Here is a 21,051-nt window from a genome sequence, read left to right as displayed (position 1 = left end):
TCGCTGCGCCGCCGAAAACTTCGTATCATCCTGAACGTCCACCAAGTTCGAACGGTAAGAGACCCAAGCCATGGCAACCGAAATCCGCGTCCCGACCCTCGGCGAGTCCGTGACTGAGGCGACGATTGGGCGGTGGTTCAAGAAAGTCGGCGAGGCCGTTGCGGTCGACGAGCCGGTGGTCGAACTCGAGACCGACAAGGTCACCATCGAGGTTCCCTCGCCCGTCGCCGGCGTGATCGAGGCCGTGGCTGCCAAGGATGGCGACACGGTCGGCGTCGGCGCGCTGCTCGGCACGATTGCCGCCGCCGGTGCCGGCGCGGCCCCCGCGCCTGCCAAGACGGAAGCGCCGAAGGCCGCTCCGGCTGCCCCCGCCGCTTCCGCCCCGGCTGCGGCCCCGGCCAAGACCGTCGCTGCCGGCTCGAATGGCCCGGCCGTGGCCAAGCTTGCCGCCGAGAGCGGCGTCGATCCCTCGGCCGTGGCCGGCTCCGGCAAGGATGGCCGCGTCACCAAGGGCGACCTGCTCGGTGCCATCGCCGGCGGTGCCACCGCCCCGGCACCGGCTGCCCCGGTCGCCGTTCGCGCGCCGGTTCCGGCCGATGACGCCGCGCGCGAAGAGCGCGTCCGCATGACCAAGCTGCGCCAGACCATCGCGCGCCGCCTCAAGGATGCGCAGAACACCGCTGCCATGCTGACGACCTTCAACGAGGTCGACATGGGCGCGGTGATGGCGCTTCGCGGCCAGTACAAGGATCTGTTCGAGAAGAAGCATGGCGTGAAGCTCGGCTTCATGAGCTTCTTCACCAAGGCCGTGATCCAGGCGCTGAAGGAAATCCCGGCGGTCAACGCGGAGATCGACGGCACCGACCTGATCTACAAGAACTACTACAATATCGGCATCGCGGTGGGCACCGATAAGGGCCTCGTCGTTCCTGTGCTGCGTGACGCCGACCAGCTGTCGCTCGCCGGCATCGAGAAGACGATCGCCGGCCTCGGCAAGCGTGCTCGCGACGGCCAGCTCAAGATCGACGAGATGCAGGGCGGCACCTTCACGATCACCAATGGCGGCATCTACGGTTCGCTGATGTCGACGCCGATCCTGAACGCGCCGCAGTCGGGCATTCTCGGCATGCACAAGATCCAGGAGCGGCCGATGGTCGTCGGCGGCAAGATCGAGATCCGCCCGATGATGTATCTGGCGCTCTCCTACGATCACCGCATCGTCGACGGCAAGGAAGCCGTGACGTTCCTGGTGCGCGTCAAGGAGAACCTCGAGGATCCGCAGCGCATGGTCCTCGATCTCTGATCGAGCGGACGGAACCGATATGGCTTTCGTCCCCCAACCTCAGGCAGTCCCGGCGCGCTCCCGCGTTTCGGGCTGCCTTCTGGTGGCGGGGGCGAAGACCCATGAAGACCGCGCGCCCATTACGGGCGCGCCTTTCCATCAAGCCGGCCGGAGCAGCGGATAGGCGCCTCGCGCACCCCGTCCTGCGTCCGGCCATTTGTTTTTGCGCTGAAAGCGCCGCTGGCTAACGCCAAAATCGTCCGGGAGACCCCATGTCCTACGATCTCATCGTCATCGGTTCCGGTCCGGGTGGCTATGTCTGCGCCATCAAGGCAGCACAGCTCGGCCTGAAGGTCGCTGTCGTCGAGAAGCGCGCGACCTATGGCGGTACTTGCCTCAACATCGGCTGCATTCCGTCCAAGGCCCTGCTGCACGCTTCCGAGATGTTCGACGAGGTCGGCCATCTCGACGCGCTCGGCATCAAGGTCGCCAAGCCCAAGCTGGACCTGCCGGTCATGCTCGCGCACAAGAGCGCGACGGTGAAGTCGAACGTCGATGGCGTCGCCTACCTGTTCAAGAAGAACAAGATCGACGGCCATATCGGCACCGGCTCGATCGCCGCGCCCGGCAAGGTCGTCGTGACCAAGGAAGACGGCACCTCCGAGACGCTGGAGACCAAGGCGATCGTCATCGCCACGGGCTCCGACTCCGCGCCGCTTCCCGGCGTCGCGATCGACGAGCAGCGCGTGGTCACCTCGACCGGCGCGCTGGAGCTCACCAAGGTTCCGGGCAAGCTTCTGGTCGTCGGCGCCGGCGTCATCGGCCTCGAGCTTGGCTCGGTCTGGCGTCGCCTCGGCGCGGAAGTGACCGTCGTCGAATATCTCGACCGCGTGCTTCCCGGCATGGACGGCGAAGTGGCCAAGCAGTTCCAGCGCCTGTTGGAGAAGCAGGGCTTCGCCTTCAAGCTCGGCACCAAGGTTACTGCCGTCGACACCAGCGGCAAGACGCTGAAGGTCACCGTCGAGCCGGCCCAGGCCGGTGAGGCCGCCGCCGAGACGCTGGAAGCCGATGTCGTGCTGGTCGCGATCGGTCGCCGTCCGTTCACGGAAGGCCTGGGCCTCGAAGGCGTCGGCGTCGAGCTGGACGAGCGCAAGCGCGTCAAGGTCGATGGCCATTACCAGACCAATGTCCCCGGCATCTACGCGATCGGCGACGTCATCGCCGGCCCGATGCTGGCCCACAAGGCCGAGGACGAAGGCGTCGCCGTCGCCGAGATCCTGGCGGGCCAGGCGGGGCACGTGAACTACGGCGCGATCCCGAGCGTCGTCTACACGAGCCCGGAAGTCGCGACCGTCGGCGCCACCGAAGAAGAACTGAAGGCCGCTGGCATCGCCTACAAGGTCGGCAAGTTCCCGTTCTCGGCCAATGGCCGCGCTCGGGCAATGCTGGCCACGGACGGTTTCGTCAAGATCCTGGCGGATGCGACGACCGACCGCCTGCTCGGCGCACATATCGTCGGCAAGGGCGCCGGCGAGATGATCCATGAGGCCGTGGTGCTGATGGAATTCGCCGGCTCGGCCGAGGATCTCGGCCGCTCGACGCATGCCCATCCGACGATGTCGGAATCGATCAAGGAAGCGGCGCTCGCCGCCTGGTTCAAGCCGATCCACATGTAGGATTCTTTGGCTGTCGCCGGGCATTGTCCGGCGATTTGGCAGACGACAAAAAGCCGGCGCCCCTCTTCGGAAGGGCGCCGGCTTTTTCGTTTTTGGCAGCAAGCTGGCCCCTCACCCAGCCATCTCCCGCAAGCGGGCGAGGGCTCTTCGGCCGGCGCTCTTCAATGGCCCGGCGCTTCAACAAACACAGGCGAGCTCCCTCGCCCGCTTGCGGGAGAGGGAGGGGGAGGGTCTACCTGCGCCCCCAGCCGCCCTACGTTAGCGGCTTCTGCTTGGTCTCGACGTCGATTGCCGCCGTGGCGAGGGCGCCGAGCAACAGGATCGCGGCGAACAGGCCAAGCGCGATATTGAACGAATAGGTCACGACGGCGCCGACGACGGTTGGGGCAAGGAGCCCTCCCAGACGCGCCATGGCGCCCGCCAGGCCCATTCCGCTGGCGCGAAGCGAGGTGGGGTAGAGCTCCGGCGTAAAGGCGTAGAGCGCGCCCCAGGTGCCGAGCAGCGCGAAGCTCATCAGCATCATCGCGGCGCCGACCGCCGTCGGATCGGTGAGGATGGCATAGAGGAAGCAGCCCACGGCCGAGAGCAGCAGGAAAGCGATCAGGGTTGGCTTGCGGCCCCAGCGCTCGACGCCATAGGCGGCCAGCGCATAGCCGGGGATCTGCGCCAGCGCCAGCAGCACGAGGAAGCCGTAGCCGCGCAGGAAGCCGTAATGCTCGCCGGCCGAGACCAGCTTGCCCGGCAGCCAGACGAAGATGCCGTAATAGGAAATCGACACCAGAAGCCAGGCCGCGAGGATCAGGTAGGAGCGCCGGGCGTAGGTTCCCGAGAACAGCGCGGAGAGCGGCAGGCGCGGTTCCGGCTTGTCGACCAGATTGCCGCCCAGCACGGGCTTGCCGTTGGTCGTGGCGATCTGGTCGAGCACGGCCTTGGCTTCGGACGGCTTGCCGTTCCGCAGCAGGTAGAAGGGCGATTCCGGCACCCAGAAGCGCAATGCGAGGCCGATCAGCGCCGGCAGCGCGGTGATGACGAAGATGAAACGCCAGCCATCGACCATGCCCTGGGCCGCCGCATACCAGGCGGCGAGCGCCACGATCACCGTGCCGACGGCCCAGAAGCCCTCGAGGCCGACGAGCCAGCGTCCGCGCCGGTTGGCCGGCAGGAATTCGGCCATCATCGCATAATCGACCGGCAGCGTACCGCCGACGGCGAGGCCGGTGATGAAGCGGAACACCAGCAGCATGGTGAAATCGGAGGCGAAGGCCGAGGCGAGGCCGAACAAGGCGTCGAGCAGCACGGTGACGATCAGTAGGTTGCGGCGGCCGATGCGGTCGGCGAGACGGCCGAAAAGGGCCGCGCCGATCAGCATGCCGACGAAGAAGATCGTGCCGGTCTGCAGCGCCACGGGCAGGGTCAGGCCGAAAGACTTGGCGATCGAGGGCGCGGTGAAGCCGATCGACAGCACCTGCATGGCATCGGCCGTCCAGACGAGGCCGAAGATCAGGAACAGGCGGCGCTGGAACGCCCCGGTTCCGGCGGCGTTCAACGCCTCGTCGATTGTCACGGTTCGCATCGTCTTCTTCCCCTATCCCCGGCGCCGCGAATCGGCACCTCCCAGACGTGCGTCCATCCGACATGCCTTCGATGAGACCAAATCAACATTGGTTTCATGCTGAAAGAACTATGCTGCAATGCGGCGATATTTCCCTCCGCGGGCCTTGATCCGGTCGCCTCGACCCCTTAACCAGACCGGCCCTTCACGGAGTTCTCGATCATGGTAGCCTGCGGCCTCGACTTTGGCACGTCCAACACGACGCTCGGGGTTTCCACCGCCGACGGCCCGGCCCTGGTCGCGCTCGAAGGCGCGAGCGTCACCATACCCAGCGCGATCTTCTACACGCCGAATGGCGCGCCGCCGGCCGTTGGCCGCGCCGCCATCCGCGCCTATGTCGACGGCACCAATGGCCGGCTGATGCGCAGCCTGAAATCCGTGCTCGGCAGTTCGCTGATCCATGAATCGACCGCCATCGGCCGCGGCCGCGTCTCGTTTCGCGACGTGATCTCGCAATATGTCGGCATCGTGAAGAGCCGGGCCGAGGGAGTCTCCGGCGCGGCGATCGACGCGGTCGTGCATGGCCGGCCGGTGCATTTCGTCGACAGCGATTCCGATGGCGACCGCAAGGCCGAGGAGGCGCTGGAGGCGATCGCCAAGGAGGTCGGCTTCAAGCACATCTCTTTCCAGTACGAACCGATCGCCGCCGCGCTCGACTACGAGCGGCAGGTCAACCACGAGGAAGTGGCGCTGATCGCCGATATTGGCGGCGGCACCTCCGACTTCTCGATCGTCCGCCTTGGCCCGGAGCGCCGGCACAGAGCCGACCGGATCGACGACATCCTGGCCAATGACGGCATCCGCATCGGCGGCACGAATTTCGACCACTATCTCTCGATCGGTACGGCGATGCCGCTGCTCGGCTTCGGCACGGGCATGAAGCGCGCCGGCCTGCCGGTTCCCGGGGGCTATTACCACGACCTCGCCACCTGGTCCTCGATCAACCGCCTCTATGAGCGCGGCGTCATGCAGCAACTGCACGAGGTGCGCCGTGAGGCGCAGCATCCCGAATTGATCGAGCGGCTGATCCATGTCGTCGAGGAACATGGCGGCCACCGGCTCGCCATCGACGTCGAGGCGGCCAAGATCGCGCTTTCCGACGAGCCGCAGGTTCAGGTGCTGCTCGACTGGATCGAGCGCGGCCTGGCCATGACGGTCGATCGGGCCGTGCTGGTCGACAAGACGCGCGGCCTCGCCGACAAGATCGCGGCGCGGATCCAGGATTGCCTGCGCGATGCGGGCCTTGGCGCCGACGCGATCGACGCCGTGTTCCTGACCGGCGGCTCGACGCGGCTGGCCCATGTGCATGCAGCGATCCTCGGCACCGTGCCGCAGGCGCGCGTCGTCGACGGCGACACCTTCGGCTCGGTCGGCACCGGCCTCACCATCGAGGCCGCCACCCGCTACGGCGTCGTCGCCGCCTGATTTTTCGTGTCCGCGCCGTTTCAGAGAGACGGCGAGAAGGCTGAGGGGCAGAAGGCGGAGAGGGGGAGGCGAGCCTTCTATCTGGTCCCTATCGGCGCCAGCATGACCAGCTTGGTGTCGGGATGGCGCGCCAGCAGGAAAGTGATCTGCTCGTAGCGCAGGAAGCCGTCCTCCGGATGGGTAAAGGTGCGCAGGCCGCCTTCGCGGTCGACCACCGCATGGGCCTCCCAGGCTTCCGCGAAGAACGGGCTCTTGCGCGTCAGTTCCTCGACCAGGGCCCGCATTTCCGGGGCTTCCAGATGCCGGCTGTAATCGGCGCGGAATTCCGCCGCGATGCGCCGCGCCCGGCTGTCCCAGTCCTCGATCAGGCTGCGGGCCGCCGGCGAGGTGAAGAGGTAGCGCAGCAGGTTCATTTCACATGAAACACCGTCGGCGGGCGGTTTGCCGTCGAGCCAGCCGACAAAGAGATGCGCCGCCGCGGCGTTCCAGGCAATCGCCGTCCAGGACCGGTCGAGCACATAGGCCGGCGTCGGCAGCGCCAGCAGGGTGTCGGCGAGGCCGGGTGGCAGGGCATCGGCGCTGTTGTCTTCGCCCGCCTGCGGGTCGCGCCGGCCGCCCAGATCGAACAGATAGGCGCGCTCGGCCGGCGTCAGCCGCATCACCCGCGCAAGACGTCCCAGCGCCGTCGCCGAGACCGAGATCTGCCGGCCCTGTTCGATCCAGCTCAGCCATGTCGAGCTGACGCCGGAGAGCTGCGCCAGTTCCTCGCGGCGCAGCCCCGGCGTGCGTCGCCGCGTGCCGGGATCGAGGCCGAACATGGCCGGCTGCAGCCGCTCGCGCTGGGCGCGGATGAATTCGCCGAGCTCGCGACGGCGGACTGTGTCGGTTTCCGGGATCATGTCACCGCTTATACCAGGATAAAACAGGATCTGGTACGGGTTTACGGCGGCTGGCACATCCTGCGTCGACGGTCGATGATCACCACCGACAGGATCGACCGCGCGGAAAAGAAAACCATGACCCACTCGACGCAAGACGACGCCGCCCCGCGCCAGAGCCATGACGGCCTGGTCGTGCAGCAGTTCGGCTCCCAGGCCTCGGCCTATGTCTCCAGCATCGTCCACGCCCACGGCGCCGACCTCCAGCAGATGGTCGAGATCGCGGCCCGCGCGCCCGACGCCCGCGCCATCGACCTCGGCTGCGGCGGCGGCCATGTGACCTATGGCGTCGCGCCGGTCGTCGCCTCGGTGGTGGCCTATGACCTGTCGGCCGGCATGCTGGAGGCCGTTGCGGCCGAGGCGGCCAAGCGCGGCTTCGACAACCTGACCACCCGGCAGGGCGCGGCGGAAAAGCTGCCCTTTTCCGATGGCGAATTCGACCTCGTGCTGTCGCGCTATTCGGCGCATCACTGGCAAAACGTTCGCCAGGGGGTCCGCGAGGCGCGGCGCGTGCTGAAAGCGGGCGGCACGGCGGTGATTTCCGATGTCATCGCGCCGGAAGTGCCGGTCAGCGATACCTTCCTGCAGACCTTCGAGATGCTGCGCGATCCCTCGCATGTGCGCAATTATTCCGTGGCCGAATGGACGGAGATCGCGGCGCGGGCGGGCTTTGCCGTCGTCGGCGTGACGCGCCGCCGCCTGCCGCTCAATTTCGAGGCCTGGGTTGGGCGGATGCGGACGCCGGAGGTTCAGGTCGCGGCGATTCGCGCCCTGCAGGCGGCGATGTCGGAGCCGGTGCGTCAGCATTTCGCCATCGAGCCCGATGGCTCGTTCACGATCGACCAGGCGGTGTTCGAACTCGTCGCGGTGTAGCCGCCAGAAGACCCGCACTCCATCCCTCTCCCGCAGGCGGGCGAGGGGGCGGTCGAGCTTGTTGAGACTCACAGTCGATGAAGATCGCCCGCCAGAAAGCCCTCTCCCGTCGCGGGAGAGGGTGGGGTGAGGGTCTTGCTTTGGTCTCGCAGCTCAGGCCGGTCTGTTGCTGCCGGCGCGCGGATGCGCCTTCTCGAACACGGCGAGGAGGCGCTCCGTGTCGATCGCGGTATAGACCTGCGTCGTCGACAGGCTGGCGTGGCCCAGCAATTCCTGGATCGCGCGGAGATCGCCGCCATTGGCGAGCAGATGCGTCGCGAAGGAGTGCCGCAGCGCATGCGGCGTGGCGCTATCGGCGAGGCCGAGCGCGCCGCGAAGCTTCGCCATGGCGAGCTGGATGATGCGCGCCTTGAGCGGCCCGCCCCGGACGCCGAGAAACAGCGGTCCCTCGGGCTTCGACTGCGTTGGCGCGAGGCGCAGATATTCCGCGACCGCTTCGGCTACGACCGGCAGCACCGGCACCAGCCGGACCTTGCCGCCCTTGCCCGTCACCCGCAGCGTCGCGCCGGGATCGAGCGGTGCGTCGGCGCGACGAATGCCGAGCGCTTCCGAGATACGCAGCCCCGAGCCGTAGCAGAGCGCCAGCACGGCGGCGTTGCGCGCCGCCACCCAGGGCTCCTCGTCGAGCTGTTCGTCCATTTCGACGACGCGCAGGGCCGAGGCGGCGGCGAGCGGCCGGGGCAGGGTCTTGGGCTGGCGCGGCGCGCGCATGGCCCGGAAGGCGGCGCCATTGGCATGGCCCTCGCGCTCCAGGAAGCCGATGAACGAGCGGATGCCGGCCAGGCCACGCGCCAGCGTTCGCGCTCCGGCCCCGGAGGAGCGCCGCGTTGCCATGAAGCCGCGCAGGTCGGCCGTGCGGATCGCGGCGAAATCGGCAAGCGTCGGCGGATTGCCGATATGGCTGGTGAGGAACGAGAGAAACTGGTCGAGATCGCGCGAATAGGCTTCGAGCGTTTTGGGCGAAAGCCGCCGTTCGCCGCGCAGATGCTCGCCCCACGCTTCGATCTGCTCGAGCGTGTCGCGGGCGGCTATGACGAGGGGTGGCGCGGACATGGCTCCATTACCGGCGAACAGGGTTTATATCGGGTTAAGTGGCGCGCGAGCCCCTCTCGCCAGCCCTCTCCGGCGAGCGGGCGAGCGGGCGAGGGGGCGCTGGCGCCGGGCGTCGAGCGCTGGCCAAAGAGCGATCTCCCGGGCGGGGAGAGGGTTGGGTGAGGGTCTTCCCTGCCACCATCAACCGGTCGCCGCCTACAGAATCAGGGGCTCGGAAAAGTGGGTCACGGTCGGAAATGGATCGTAGAAGTCGTGCAGCAGCGCCTTCCAGTGCTGGTAGCGATCGGAATTGCGGAAACCCGGATCGTGATCGGTCAGGTTTTCCCAGCGGACCAGCAGGAGGTAGGTCCCGGGAGCCTCGATCGACGGCCGCACCTCCAGGCCCAGGAAGCCGGGGCTTGCGGCAATCAGTGGCGCTGCCTTGCCCATCGCCTCCTCGAAGGCGCATGCATGGCCGGGCTTCACCGTCAGAAGGGCATGTTCGAGGATCATGGTGCTCGCCTGATTGAGGGAAGGCTATTATCTGGGGCATGAAGGCGGCAACGTCGACTGCTTCGTCGCTCCGGGGATTTCGGTTTGGAATTGGGCCGCATCGTGTCCGTCCTCCTGCCATTGGCGGTGGATGGACCCTACACCTACAAAGTGCCGGCCGGTATGGAGCTGTCGCCGGGCGATATCGTGCGCGTGCCGCTCGGCCCGCGCGAGATGATCGGCGCGGTCTGGGACGATCCGGTCGACCCCTCGGTCGGCCACAATCGGTTGCGCGCGATCCTGCATCACTATGATTCGCCACCGCTCGACGAGACGCTGCGCCGCTTCGTCGACTGGGTCGCGAATTACACGCTGAGTCAGCGCGGCATGGTGCTGCGGATGGTGCTGCGAGCGCCCGATGCGCTGGAGCCTGAGCGCGCGGTGCCGGCCTTGCGTCTTGCGGGCAGCCAGCCCGACAGGATGACGGCGGCGCGGCAGCGCGTCCTTGACGCGCTGGCCGGCGGCGAACCGATGCCGAAGACCGCGGTCGCCGGCTTTGCCGCGGTATCCTCCAGCGTCGTCCATGGCTTGGTGGAGCAGGGCGTGCTTGAGGCGGTGATGCTGCCGCCGCCGCCTCTCACCCTGCCGCCGGAACCCGATTTCGCGCGGCCGACCTTCGATCCCGGCCAGGACGATGCGGCAAGGCTGCTGCGCGCCAGCGTCGATGAGGGCGCTTTTTCAGTCACGCTGATCGATGGCGTCACCGGCTCGGGCAAGACGGAGGTCTATTTCGAGGCGCTTGCCGAGACGCTGCGCCTGGGCAAGCAGGCGCTGGTGCTGCTGCCGGAAATCGCGCTGACGGTCGATTTTCTGGACCGCTTCGCGCGGCGATTCGGCCATCGCCCGGCCGAGTGGCATTCCGAAATGCCGCCCCGGATGCGCGAGCGCGTCTGGCGCGGCGTGGCCACGGGCGCGGTGCAGGCCGTCGTCGGCGCGCGCTCGGCCCTGTTCCTGCCATTCCGGAAGCTCGGCCTCGTCGTGGTCGATGAAGAGCACGACACCGCCTACAAGCAGGAAGAGGGCGTGATCTACAACGCCCGCGACATGGCCGTGGTGCGCGGACATATCGGCGGCTTCCCGGTCGTGCTCGCCTCGGCCACGCCCTCGATCGAAAGCCGGGTCAATGCCGATCAGGGCCGCTATCGGCGCCTCGTACTCTCGGCCCGCTATGCGGCCGCGAAACTGCCGGAAATCAAGCCGGTCGACCTCCGCATCGACCCGCCGGAGCGGGGGCATTTCCTGGCGCCATCGCTGATCCAGGCGATCGAGGAGACCATCGCCAACAAGGGCCAGGCGCTGCTGTTCCTCAACCGGCGCGGCTATGCCCCGCTGACGCTCTGCCGCAGCTGCGGCCATCGCTTCCAGTGCCCGAACTGCTCGACCTGGCTGGTCGATCACCGCTTTCGCGGCCAACTCGTCTGCCACCATTGCGGCCACCACGAACGCCGGCCGGACCAGTGCCCGGTCTGCGACGCCGAGGATAGCCTTGTCGCCTGCGGGCCTGGCGTCGAGCGGGTGGCGGAGGAGGTGGCCACGCGCTTCCCCGATGCGCGGCGAATCGTGCTGTCGAGCGACCTGCTCGGCGGAGTGAAAAAGATGCGCGAGGAGTTCGACGCCATCCGCCGGGGCGCCGCCGATATCATCATCGGCACGCAGCTTGTCGCCAAGGGCCACAATTTTCCGCTGCTGGCGCTGGTCGGGGTCGTCGACGCCGATCTGGGGCTTGCCCATGGTGACCCCCGGGCGGCCGAGCGGACGTTCCAGCTGCTGGCGCAGGTGACCGGACGTGCCGGCCGCGCTGGCGGCGAAAGCCGGGCGCTGCTGCAGACCTATGCGCCGGAGCACCCCGTCATCGCGGCGATCGCATCGGGCGACCGCGAGGCGTTCTACGCCCGCGAGATCGAGGCCCGGCGAATCGCCGTGCTGCCGCCCTTCGGACGGCTGGCCGGGATCATCATCTCGGCGGCCGATCGCGCCACATCCTACGGCTATGCCATGGCGCTGCGCCGGGCGGCGCCGGAAAGCGGGCCGGTCATGGTGCTCGGACCTTCCGAGGCGCCGCTGGCGGTTCTGCGGGGGCGCCACCGCTTCCGCCTTCTCGTGCAGGCGCCTCGATCCGTCGATCTGCAGGCCTTCCTGCGCCAATGGCTCGCCGAGGCGCCCCCCGTGCGCGGCAGCCTCCGGGTCCAGGTCGATATCGATCCGCAGAGCTTCCTTTGACCGTCGCGGACGGCGCTCTCCGGCCTTTCTCGTCGATTCCGGCGACCGGCCTTGTTGCGAGTCGCCGGATGCTGTGCTAACGAACGCGCGGCTTCGGGGAATGCTGTTTTTGACGGCTTCCATCCGTCGAGAAAATCTTCAATACGTTCAAGGCGTTGCGTGCAGCATCCGGACCAACCCGGAAGTGGGGGCGCGTCACAGAGCGAGGATCAGGTGGCAGAAGACAAAACTCTCGTATCAGGGGTCGCCGGGCGTTACGCGACGGCACTGTTTGATCTGGCCCTCGAGAGCGGCGCGCTTGACGCCGTCGATGCCGATCTGTCCCGTTTCACGGCCCTGCTGAGCGAGAGCGACGATCTCGTCCGCCTCGTCCAGAGCCCGGTATTCGCCGCGGACGACCAGCTTCGTGCTGTCTCGGCCGTTCTGGCGAAGGCCGAAATCGGCGGCCTGGTCGGTAACTTCGTCAAGGTCGCGGCGAGCAATCGCCGCCTGTTCGCCGTTCCCGGCATGATCGCTGGCTTCCGCCAGCTTCTCGCCAAGCATCGCGGCGAGGTCACCGCCGAGGTGACCAGCGCCGAGCCACTTTCCGATCCGCAGACCGCGGCGCTGAAGGAAGCGCTCAAGGCGCAGATCGGCAAGGACGTCACGCTTTCTTCGAATGTCGATCCGGCATTGATCGGCGGCCTGGTCGTCAAGGTCGGTAGCCGCATGATCGATACGTCGCTTCGCACCAAACTCAATTCACTCAAGATCGCTATGAAAGAGGTCGGCTGATGGACATCCGCGCCGCTGAAATCTCCGCAATCCTCAAGGAGCAGATCAAGAATTTCGGCTCCGAGGCTCAGGTTTCCGAAGTCGGACAGGTTCTGTCGGTCGGTGACGGTATTGCCCGCGTCTACGGTCTGGACAATGTCCAGGCCGGCGAGATGGTCGAGTTCCCCGGTGGAACCCGTGGCATGGCCCTGAACCTCGAGACCGACAATGTCGGTATCGTGATCTTCGGCTCCGACCGTGACATCGCCGAAGGCGACACGGTCAAGCGTACCAACGCCATCGTGGACGTGCCGGTCGGCAAGGGTCTGCTCGGCCGCGTCGTCGACGCGCTCGGCAATCCGATCGACGGCAAGGGCCCGATCGAGTTCACCGAGCGTCGCCGCGTTGACGTCAAGGCGCCGGGCATTATCCCGCGCAAGTCGGTGCACGAGCCGATGCAGACCGGCCTCAAGGCGATCGACGCCATGATCCCGATCGGCCGCGGCCAGCGCGAGCTGATCATCGGCGATCGCCAGACCGGCAAGACCGCCGTGGCGCTCGACGCCATCCTGAACCAGAAGTCGATCAATGACGGCGGCGACGAGAGCAAGAAGCTCTATTGCGTCTATGTCGCCATCGGCCAGAAGCGTTCGACCGTCGCGCAGTTCGTGAAGGTGCTCGAGGAGCGCGGCGCGCTCGAATATTCGATTATCATCGCGGCAACCGCTTCGGACCCGGCTCCGATGCAGTACCTGGCCCCGATGGCCGGCTGCGCCATGGGCGAGTTCTTCCGCGACAACGGCATGCACGCCCTGATCGTTTATGACGATCTGTCGAAGCAGGCCGTGGCCTACCGCCAGATGTCGCTGCTGCTGCGCCGTCCGCCGGGCCGCGAAGCTTATCCGGGCGACGTCTTCTACCTGCATTCCCGCCTGCTCGAGCGCGCGGCCAAGCTGAACGACGACAATGGCAATGGCTCGCTGACGGCCCTGCCGATCATCGAGACGCAGGCCAACGACGTGTCGGCCTACATCCCGACCAACGTGATCTCGATCACCGACGGCCAGATCTTCCTCGAGACCGACCTGTTCTACCAGGGCATCCGCCCGGCCGTGAACGTCGGCCTTTCGGTGTCGCGCGTCGGCTCCGCCGCCCAGATCAAGGCGATGAAGCAGGTTGCCGGCCCGATCAAGGGCGAGCTGTCGCAGTATCGTGAAATGGCTGCCTTCGCGCAGTTCGGCTCCGATCTCGACGCGACGACGCAGAAGCTGCTCAATCGCGGCGCCCGCCTGACCGAGCTCCTGAAGCAGCAGCAGTTCTCGCCGCTGAAGGTCGAGGAGCAGGTTGCGGTGATCTATGCCGGCGTGAACGGCTATCTCGACCGCATCGAAGTCAACCAGGTCGGCGCATTCGAGGCAGGCCTGCTGGCCTCGCTTCGCACCGAGCACAAGGCGCTTCTCGATGGCATCCGCGACAAGCGCGAGCTGAATGACGACTTCCGTGCGCAGCTCAAGGCCGCGCTGGACAGCTTCGCCAAGTCTTTCGCCTGAATCCAGGTCTGAACCGGGTCGCCCCGCGCGACCCGGATCTCAGTCCGACCGACAGGGACGCTCATGCCGAGCCTCAAGGAACTAAAGAATCGCATCGCCTCGGTGAAGGCGACGCAGAAGATCACCAAGGCGATGCAGATGGTCGCCGCGGCGAAGCTGCGTCGTGCCCAGGCTGCCGCGGAAGCTGCGCGTCCGTATGCGGAGCGCATGAACGCCGTGCTCGCCAACGTGGCGGCTGGCGTCAACACCGACGACGGTCCGAAGCTCCTGGCCGGCACCGGTTCCGATCAGACGCATCTTCTCGTCGTCTGCACGGCCGAGCGTGGCCTGTGCGGCGCGTTCAACTCGTCGATCGCCCGTCTCGCCCGCGATCACGCCCTGCGCCTGCAGCGCGATGGCAAGACGGTGAAGATCCTCTGCGTTGGCAAGAAGGGCTATGACATCCTTCGCCGCCAGTTCCAGACGGAAATCATCGAGCTGATCGAGCTTCGCACGGTCAAGCAGATCGGCTTCGCCAATGCCGACGCGATCGGCCGCAAGCTGCTGCAGCTCTATGAAGACGGCCAGTTCGACGTCGCGACGCTGTTCTACGCCAAGTTCCGCTCGGTGATTCAGCAGATCCCGACGGCACAGCAGGTGATTCCGGCGCAGCTCCCGGCCGGCGATGCCGGCGCGGTCGCGTCGAACTACGAATATGAGCCGAACGAAGCAGCGATCCTCGAAGATCTGCTGCCGCGCAACATTTCGGTCCAGATTCTGGGTGCTCTCCTCGAAAACGTGGCGTCCGAGATGGGCGCCAAGATGTCGGCGATGGATAGCGCCACGCGCAACGCAGGCGAGATGATCAAGAAGTACACGCTCCGCTACAACCGGACGCGCCAGGCGATGATCACCAAGGAACTGATCGAGATCATTTCGGGCGCCGAGGCGCTCTGACCGGATTTTTGGAAGGTTGAACACCATGGCGAACACCAATCAGCAGGCCGGCTCCGGCCGCGTCACCCAGGTCATCGGCGCCGTCGTCGACGTGCAGTTCGATGGCCATCTGCCCGCGATTCTGAACGCGCTCGAAACCGACAACAACGGCAACCGCCTCGTATTGGAGGTCGCCCAGCATCTCGGCGAATCCACCGTGCGCTGCATCGCCATGGACGTGTCGGAAGGCCTCGTCCGCGGCCAGCGGGTCAAGGACCTCGGCGGTCCGATCATGGTTCCCGTCGGCGTCGGTACGCTCGGCCGCATCATGAACGTCATCGGCGAGCCGATCGACGAAGCCGGTCCGGTCGAGGCCGAAGGCCTGCGTCCGATCCATGCGCCCGCCCCGTCCTATTCGGAGCAGGCCACCTCGGCCGAGATCCTGGTCACCGGCATCAAGGTCGTCGACCTGCTGGCACCGTATTCCAAGGGCGGCAAGGTCGGCCTGTTCGGCGGCGCCGGCGTCGGCAAGACGGTTCTGATCCAGGAACTGATCAACAACGTCGCGAAGGTGCACGGCGGTTACTCCGTGTTCGCCGGCGTGGGCGAGCGTACCCGCGAGGGCAACGACCTCTATCACGAGTTCATCGACGCCAAGGTGAACGCCGATCCGCATAATCCGGATCCGGCCGTCAAGTCCAAGTGCGCGCTCGTGTTCGGCCAGATGAACGAGCCCCCGGGCGCCCGCGCCCGCGTCGCGCTGACCGGCCTGACGGTCGCCGAGAACTTCCGCGACCAGGGCCAGGACGTGCTGTTCTTCGTCGACAACATCTTCCGCTTCACCCAGGCGGGTTCGGAAGTGTCGGCTCTGCTCGGCCGTATCCCGTCGGCCGTGGGCTACCAGCCCACGCTGGCGACCGACATGGGCCAGCTGCAGGAGCGCATCACCACGACGCATAAGGGCTCGATCACGTCCGTGCAGGCCATCTACGTGCCGGCCGACGACTTGACCGACCCGGCGCCGGCCACTTCCTTCGCCCACCTTGACGCCACGACCGTTCTGTCGCGCGCCATCTCGGAAAAGGGCATTTACCCGGCCGTGGATCCGCTCGACTCGACCTCGCGCATGCTGACCCCGGCGATCGTCGGCGAAGAGCATTACGCGGTGGCCCGTCAGGTGCAGCAGATCCTGCAGCGCTACAAGTCGCTCCAGGACATCATCGCGATCCTGGGCATGGACGAGCTTTCCGAAGAGGACAAGCTCACCGTCGCCCGCGCCCGCAAGATCGAGCGTTTCCTGTCGCAGCCCTTCGACGTCGCCGAGGCCTTCACCGGCTCCCCGGGCGTCCAGGTCAAGATCGAAGACACGATCAAGGGCTTCAAGGGCCTCTGCGAGGGTGCCTACGATCATCTCCCCGAGGCTGCCTTCTACATGGTCGGCACGATCGAGGAAGCGATTGCCAAGGCGAAGAAGCTCGCGGCAGCAGCCTGATCGTCTGACGAGAGAAAGAGCCTAACATGGCAGAACCGTTCCCGTTCGAACTCGTCTCCCCCGAGCGGCTCCTGCTTTCGGAGTCGGTCGTGTCGGTCGTGGTCCCGGGCACTGATGGCGAGTTCACGGTCCTCAAGGATCATGCTCCCTTCATGGCGACCATCAAGCCGGGCTGCGTTGTCGTCACCCAGGTTGGCGGCGGTGTTCAGAAGTTCTTCGTGCGCGGCGGCTTCGCCGACGTGAACGGGGCCGGCCTGACCATCCTTGCCGAGCAGGCGATTCCGCTGGAAAGCCTCGATCCCGAAGCGTTCGCGCTCGAGATCCGCAATGCCGAGGAAGACGTCGCGGATGCCCGCGACGACGCCCAACGCACGGTGGCGCAGACCAAGCTGCAGCAGCTTCAGGATATTCGCGAAGCCCTCGGACACTGATCTTTCGCGGCTCCGGCCGCGAAATCGAGATATAGAAAAGCCCGCCATGGACCTTCCGGTCGATGGCGGGCTTTTTGCTGTTCGGGCTGCCCGAGCGAGGCGACGGCCCGGAGGCCGCCGCCGGGATCGATGGTCTCTATCGGCCGGCGTTGGCGATCGCCGCGATCAGACCGCTGGCAATGCCGATCATCAGGTACTGACCGTCATTCTCCACCCACTGGTAGCCGCGCGGCGGGGCGTTCAGATGATGGCGCTTGTAGTCGACCCGGTTGCCACGAGCGTGGGACGGCACGCGCTGGCCCTTCGACCACCGCTTGCGGTAGTCATGCTTCTTCATCTGCGGCTGGCGATGCTGCTGCTCGTAGCGGCCATGGCCGCGACCCTGGTCGTGGTCGCCGCGGTATTGCTGCGCAAAGGCGGCGGGCGTGGCGAACATCGACAGGGCGATGGTGGCGAGAAGAATCTTCTTCATCGGCGGGTCATCCTCGTTGTTGGTGACCCGGTTGTAGCGGTCCCCGCCTGAACCCAGGATGAATGGCTGCCTTATCATATGTTAAGCATAGATACCGGCAGCGGGGCGTCGAGTCTCAGGGTACCAGGTGCCGGAATGCGGAGACGACCTGCTCGTAGACGCGGCGCTTGAACGGGACGATCAGCGACGGCAGGTGCTCGAGCGGCTCCCAGCGCCAGGAGATGAACTCCGCTTCGGCGCTGCCGTCGCCGGGCTCCAGCACGTTGATCTCGCTCTCGTCGCCCTCGAAGCGGAAGGCAAACCACTTCTGGCGCTGGCCGCGATACTTGCCCTTGAGCGCGATGCCGACCAGATCCGGCGGCAGGTCGTAGTCGAACCAGCCTTCGGCCTCGGCGAGCAGGGAAACCGTCCGGATGCTCGTTTCCTCGAACAGTTCGCGGCGCGCGGCGGGGAGGGGATCCTCGCCCTTGTCGATGCCGCCCTGCGGCAGCTGCCAGACGGGATCGCCGGGCGTCAGCTCGGCATTGGGCGAGCGTTCGCCGATGAACACCAGACCATCCTTGTTGAAGACGACGGTGCCGACGCAGGGACGGTAGGGCAGCGAGGTGGGATCGACGGGTTTCTTGCCGGACATGATGGACCATTCGGGATTTGCCCGCTCGAAGCGGCGGGGCGGGGATTGCGTTGGCGCGACGATAGTATGGCTCGAAGGGGTCGCGCGTGACAGGGCCGCCTGTGCACAGGCCCGCTCAACCGCTTCTTCCAGGCGTGCGAAGGCGGGGAGCGGGCGCCTGGGCCGCTGCCGCGTTTCGCCGGGGGGGGGTATGGGTCCCTGCACGGTGCCGGCCGTCCCGGGCGTCTGCAGGGCGCTGGAGCGGCCTTGGCGTCGGTCTCGAGGCCGTGGCGCCGCTCAAAGAAAAACGGCGCCCCGAGGGGCGCCGTTCTGGATCAGTTCGGCACAGCGGCCGCAGCGTTCGGCGGGAAGGCCGCATTCGCCTGCTTGCCGTCGAGCAGGCCGATCGCCTGCTGCAGCTGCTTGTCGTCCTTCGCCTCCGGCGGGACATAGGCCTGCGAGCCCGTGCCCTCGTCGCCGCCGCCCTCATTGGTGAGGTGGCCCTTGAGCGAAGCCTCGCCCTTGGTGTCGGTGATCTTGTCCTTGAGCTCCGGCGGCAGGTCCTGCACGACCTGGATGTCCGGATCGATGCCCTTGGCCTGGATCGATTTGCCCGACGGCGTGTAGTAGCGCGCCGTGGTCAGGCGGATCGCGCCGTTCGAGCCGAGCGGGATGATGGTCTGCACCGAGCCCTTGCCGAAGGACCGCGTGCCGAGGATGGTGGCGCGCTTCTGGTCCTGCAGGGCGCCAGCGACGATTTCCGAAGCCGAGGCCGAACCGCCATTGATCAGCACGATCACCGGCTTGCCGTCCGTCAGGTCGCCCGGATGGGCGTCGTAGCGCATGTTCTGGTCGGCGTGGCGGCCGCGCGTCGAGACGATCTCGCCCTTTTCGAGGAAGGCGTCGCTGACATATTCGGCCTGGTCGAGCAGACCGCCCGGATTGTTGCGCAGATCGAGGATGTAGCCCTTGATCTTGTCCTTGCCGATGTCCGCCTTGAGCTTGTCGATCGCAGCCTTGAGGCCGTCGAAGGTCTGCTCGTTGAAGGAGGAGATGCGCAGGTAGCCGATGTCGCCTTCAGCGCGGGACTTGACCGACTGGACGCGGATCACGTCGCGGACGATCTTCACGTCGAAGGGCTTCTCGGTGCCCTTGCGCTGGATGGTCACGGTGATCGGCGTGTTGACCGCGCCGCGCATCTTGTCGACGGCCTGGTTCAGATTCATGTTCTGGATGGCTTCGCCGTCCAGCGCCACGATCAGGTCGCCGGCCAGGATGCCGGCCTTGGCGGCGGGCGTGTCGTCGATCGGCGACACGACCTTGACCACGCCGTCCTCCATGGTCACTTCGATGCCAAGCCCGCCGAACTCGCCGCGGGTCTGGACCTGCATGTCCTTGAAGTCTTTGGGGTTCATGTAGCTCGAATGGGGATCGAGCGAGGTCAGCATGCCGTTGACCGCCGCCTCGATGAGCGAGCTGTCATCCGGCTGCTCGACATAGTCCGAGCGGATCCGCTCGAACACGTCGCCGAACAGATTGAGCTGCCGGTAGGTATCCGAGACGGCGGCATGCGCGACGCCCGGAATCAGGCTCGGAACCTGGGTGAGCGTCACAGCGGCCGTTGCGCCGATGATGGTGCCGGCCAGGAGGAGCGAAGCGTTGCGTATCATCCGCCAACCTTTTCGTCGTTGGATCGGGCCCACCATGGGGCCGGGTCGATCGAGTTACCGTCTTTTCGAAATTCGACATAGAGCACGGGCTGCGTCGCGCCAATGCCCACGGTGCTGCCGCTTGCCAGCAACCGCGATCCCATCAGCGCCACAGGTTCCCCTGCGAGAACGAACTGTCCCAATTCGACGTCGATCCGTTCCATACCTGCCAGCAGGATATGATATCCGCCGCCAGCGTTGATGATCAAGAGTTGTCCGTAGGATCTGAACGGTCCTGCATAGACCACCCAGCCGTCCGACGGGGAGGAAACCCGCGCCGAGGCCCGGGTGGCGAGCGACAGGCCCTGGCTGGTTCCGCCCAGCCCGTCGGGGTCGCCGAATGTCTTCAACTGCACGCCGTTGACCGGCTTGGGCAGCAGGCCCTTGGTCGAGGCGAAGGCGACGGCCGGCGCGATGCGGTCGGCGGCGCCCAGGTTTTCTGGCTGGCGCGAGGCACGCCCATCTTCCATGGCGGCCTGATTGGCCGCTTCCGACTGCTTCGCGGCTTCCGCCGCGGCCGCAGCCGCCGAAATCTGGCCTTCGAGATCGGCGATCAGGCCCTTGAGGCTGGTTGCGCTCTTGGCGAGCTGCTCCGACTTCGCCTGCTCCTCGGCAAGCTGCTGCTCGGAGCGGGCGCGCGCCTTGCGCTTGTCGTCGACGAGATATTCGATACGGGTGCGCTCTTCGGCGAGCGCGCTGGCGTCGGCGCGCATTCGGTCACGTTCGCGTGACTGCTCGGATTTGAGCGCCACGAGGTGCTGCAGGTCGGTCGCCAGGGCCTCCGCCTCCACGCGCAATTCCGGCACGACGGAGCCGAGCAGCATGGCGCTGCGCACCGAGGCGAGCGCATCCTCGGGGCGGACCACGATCGCCGGCGGCGGCTTGCGGCCCATGCGCTGCAGTGCGCCCAGCACGTTGGCGAGCACGCCGCGGCGGGCGCTGAGCGACGCATGGACGGTCTTCTCTTCGTCGAGCAGGCCGCCCATGCGCTGTTCGGCCTCGTCGATCTGGCGCTCAAGTCCGCGGGCCCGTTCGCCGGTTTCGATCAGGGACTTGTTCAGCGTCATGCGGTCCTGGTCGAGCTGGTCCATTTCGGAACGCAGCGCCGCCTGGCGCTCGGCGGTGACCTCGATGTCGCGGGTGATGGCGTCAAGCTCGGCGCGGCGCGCGGCGCGCTGCTGCTCGGTTTCGCTGATGTCGCCCTGCGGCGCCGGCTGGGCCTCGGCCGTAGGCTGGGGCGAATCGACGGCATGCGAGGGCAGGGCGGTGCCGGCGGCCAGCGCCGCGACAAGGGCAGCCCGACTGATGACGGGACCCATCTGTCGAGGCAGCGAAGAGACCCGAATGCGAACCAAGTGCAGGCGCCCGACGGCTAAAGCTGAGTTAACAGCGACGAGATTTGGCAGCGAAGTGTTAACACCTCGTCAACCCTCCAACTCCCCGAGC

18 protein-coding genes are annotated in these 21,051 nt (G+C 66.7%); 10 read left to right on the top strand and 8 right to left on the bottom strand.

Annotation, left to right across the window (positions count from 1 at the left end; genetic code table 11):
* Positions 1 to 70 precede the first annotated feature (70 nt).
* Complete coding sequence (gene odhB, locus OSH10_RS10505) at positions 71 to 1,303, top strand: 2-oxoglutarate dehydrogenase complex dihydrolipoyllysine-residue succinyltransferase (RefSeq protein ID WP_266331653.1); 1,233 nt, start codon at positions 71 to 73, stop codon at positions 1,301 to 1,303.
* Positions 1,304 to 1,554: 251 nt separating this feature from the next.
* Entirely contained in the window at positions 1,555 to 2,958 is a 1,404-nt protein-coding gene (gene lpdA, locus OSH10_RS10500; protein ID WP_266331652.1) for a dihydrolipoyl dehydrogenase, read from the top strand.
* Positions 2,959 to 3,211: 253 nt separating this feature from the next.
* Here the strand turns inward: lpdA and OSH10_RS10495 are convergent, their stop codons facing one another.
* Positions 3,212 to 4,531 carry an MFS transporter gene (locus OSH10_RS10495; RefSeq protein WP_266331651.1) on the bottom strand — a complete coding sequence of 440 codons (1,320 nt, stop codon included), beginning with the start codon at positions 4,529 to 4,531 and terminating at the stop codon, positions 3,212 to 3,214.
* Positions 4,532 to 4,732: 201 nt separating this feature from the next.
* Between OSH10_RS10495 and OSH10_RS10490 the strand changes: the two genes are divergently transcribed.
* Complete coding sequence (locus OSH10_RS10490; RefSeq protein WP_266331650.1) at positions 4,733 to 5,995, top strand: Hsp70 family protein; 1,263 nt, start codon at positions 4,733 to 4,735, stop codon at positions 5,993 to 5,995.
* A gap of 77 nt (positions 5,996 to 6,072) precedes the next feature.
* On the opposite strand, the gene OSH10_RS10485 is transcribed toward OSH10_RS10490, so the two are convergent.
* On the bottom strand, positions 6,073 to 6,894 hold the full coding sequence (locus tag OSH10_RS10485) for a helix-turn-helix transcriptional regulator (RefSeq protein ID WP_266331649.1): 822 nt from the start codon (positions 6,892 to 6,894) through the stop codon (positions 6,073 to 6,075).
* Positions 6,895 to 7,011: 117 nt separating this feature from the next.
* Here OSH10_RS10485 and OSH10_RS10480 point away from each other — a divergent pair, with 117 nt between their 5' ends.
* The gene (locus OSH10_RS10480) at positions 7,012 to 7,806 is read left to right on the top strand and encodes a class I SAM-dependent methyltransferase (RefSeq protein WP_266331648.1); all 795 of its coding nucleotides are present in this window, start codon (positions 7,012 to 7,014) and stop codon (positions 7,804 to 7,806) included.
* 153 nt (positions 7,807 to 7,959) lie between these two features.
* Here the strand turns inward: OSH10_RS10480 and OSH10_RS10475 are convergent, their stop codons facing one another.
* Together OSH10_RS10475 and OSH10_RS10470 are read right to left on the bottom strand one after the other, a co-directional pair.
* The gene (locus tag OSH10_RS10475; RefSeq protein WP_266331646.1) at positions 7,960 to 8,919 is read right to left on the bottom strand and encodes a tyrosine recombinase XerC; all 960 of its coding nucleotides are present in this window, start codon (positions 8,917 to 8,919) and stop codon (positions 7,960 to 7,962) included.
* Positions 8,920 to 9,114: 195 nt separating this feature from the next.
* Complete coding sequence (locus OSH10_RS10470; RefSeq protein WP_266331645.1) at positions 9,115 to 9,411, bottom strand: antibiotic biosynthesis monooxygenase family protein; 297 nt, start codon at positions 9,409 to 9,411, stop codon at positions 9,115 to 9,117.
* 102 nt (positions 9,412 to 9,513) lie between these two features.
* On the opposite strand from OSH10_RS10470, the gene OSH10_RS10465 reads away from it, so the two are divergent.
* The 6 genes from OSH10_RS10465 to OSH10_RS10440 all read left to right on the top strand — a co-directional run bounded on the left by OSH10_RS10465 (position 9,514) and on the right by OSH10_RS10440 (position 16,811).
* A complete protein-coding gene (locus OSH10_RS10465) occupies positions 9,514 to 11,670 on the top strand; it encodes a primosomal protein N' (protein WP_266331644.1) in 2,157 nt (718 codons plus the stop codon).
* Between the two features lie 213 nt (positions 11,671 to 11,883).
* Positions 11,884 to 12,444 carry a F0F1 ATP synthase subunit delta gene (locus OSH10_RS10460; RefSeq protein ID WP_266331783.1) on the top strand — a complete coding sequence of 187 codons (561 nt, stop codon included), beginning with the start codon at positions 11,884 to 11,886 and terminating at the stop codon, positions 12,442 to 12,444.
* The gene (gene atpA, locus OSH10_RS10455) at positions 12,444 to 13,973 is read left to right on the top strand and encodes a F0F1 ATP synthase subunit alpha (protein ID WP_266331643.1); all 1,530 of its coding nucleotides are present in this window, start codon (positions 12,444 to 12,446) and stop codon (positions 13,971 to 13,973) included. Before OSH10_RS10460 ends, atpA begins: the two co-directional genes overlap by 1 nt.
* A 63-nt stretch (positions 13,974 to 14,036) precedes the next feature.
* Positions 14,037 to 14,909 (top strand): F0F1 ATP synthase subunit gamma, encoded by an 873-nt coding sequence (locus OSH10_RS10450; protein WP_266331642.1) that lies wholly within the window; start codon positions 14,037 to 14,039, stop codon positions 14,907 to 14,909.
* Positions 14,910 to 14,934: 25 nt separating this feature from the next.
* Positions 14,935 to 16,380 carry a F0F1 ATP synthase subunit beta gene (atpD, locus tag OSH10_RS10445; RefSeq protein ID WP_266331641.1) on the top strand — a complete coding sequence of 482 codons (1,446 nt, stop codon included), beginning with the start codon at positions 14,935 to 14,937 and terminating at the stop codon, positions 16,378 to 16,380.
* 26 nt (positions 16,381 to 16,406) lie between these two features.
* Positions 16,407 to 16,811, top strand: a complete 405-nt coding sequence (locus tag OSH10_RS10440) for a F0F1 ATP synthase subunit epsilon (RefSeq protein WP_266331640.1) — start codon at positions 16,407 to 16,409, stop codon at positions 16,809 to 16,811.
* Between the two features lie 136 nt (positions 16,812 to 16,947).
* Here the strand turns inward: OSH10_RS10440 and OSH10_RS10435 are convergent, their stop codons facing one another.
* The 4 genes from OSH10_RS10435 to OSH10_RS10420 form a co-directional block, all read right to left on the bottom strand.
* Positions 16,948 to 17,283, bottom strand: coding sequence for an RcnB family protein (locus OSH10_RS10435; RefSeq protein WP_266331639.1), 336 nt, complete (start codon positions 17,281 to 17,283; stop codon positions 16,948 to 16,950).
* Positions 17,284 to 17,398: 115 nt separating this feature from the next.
* Positions 17,399 to 17,920, bottom strand: coding sequence for an RNA pyrophosphohydrolase (locus tag OSH10_RS10430; protein ID WP_266331782.1), 522 nt, complete (start codon positions 17,918 to 17,920; stop codon positions 17,399 to 17,401).
* A gap of 311 nt (positions 17,921 to 18,231) precedes the next feature.
* The gene (locus OSH10_RS10425) at positions 18,232 to 19,566 is read right to left on the bottom strand and encodes a S41 family peptidase (protein WP_266331638.1); all 1,335 of its coding nucleotides are present in this window, start codon (positions 19,564 to 19,566) and stop codon (positions 18,232 to 18,234) included.
* Positions 19,563 to 20,924 (bottom strand): murein hydrolase activator EnvC family protein, encoded by a 1,362-nt coding sequence (locus OSH10_RS10420; RefSeq protein ID WP_266331637.1) that lies wholly within the window; start codon positions 20,922 to 20,924, stop codon positions 19,563 to 19,565. The genes OSH10_RS10425 and OSH10_RS10420 overlap by 4 nt, the downstream gene beginning before the upstream one ends.
* Positions 20,925 to 21,051: the final 127 nt, after the last annotated feature.

It is taken from the genome of Kaistia defluvii (genome assembly GCF_026343955.1).
GTDB classification, from domain to species: domain Bacteria; phylum Pseudomonadota; class Alphaproteobacteria; order Rhizobiales; family Kaistiaceae; genus Kaistia; species Kaistia defluvii.
This window is presented reverse-complemented; position numbering and strand designations above follow the sequence as displayed.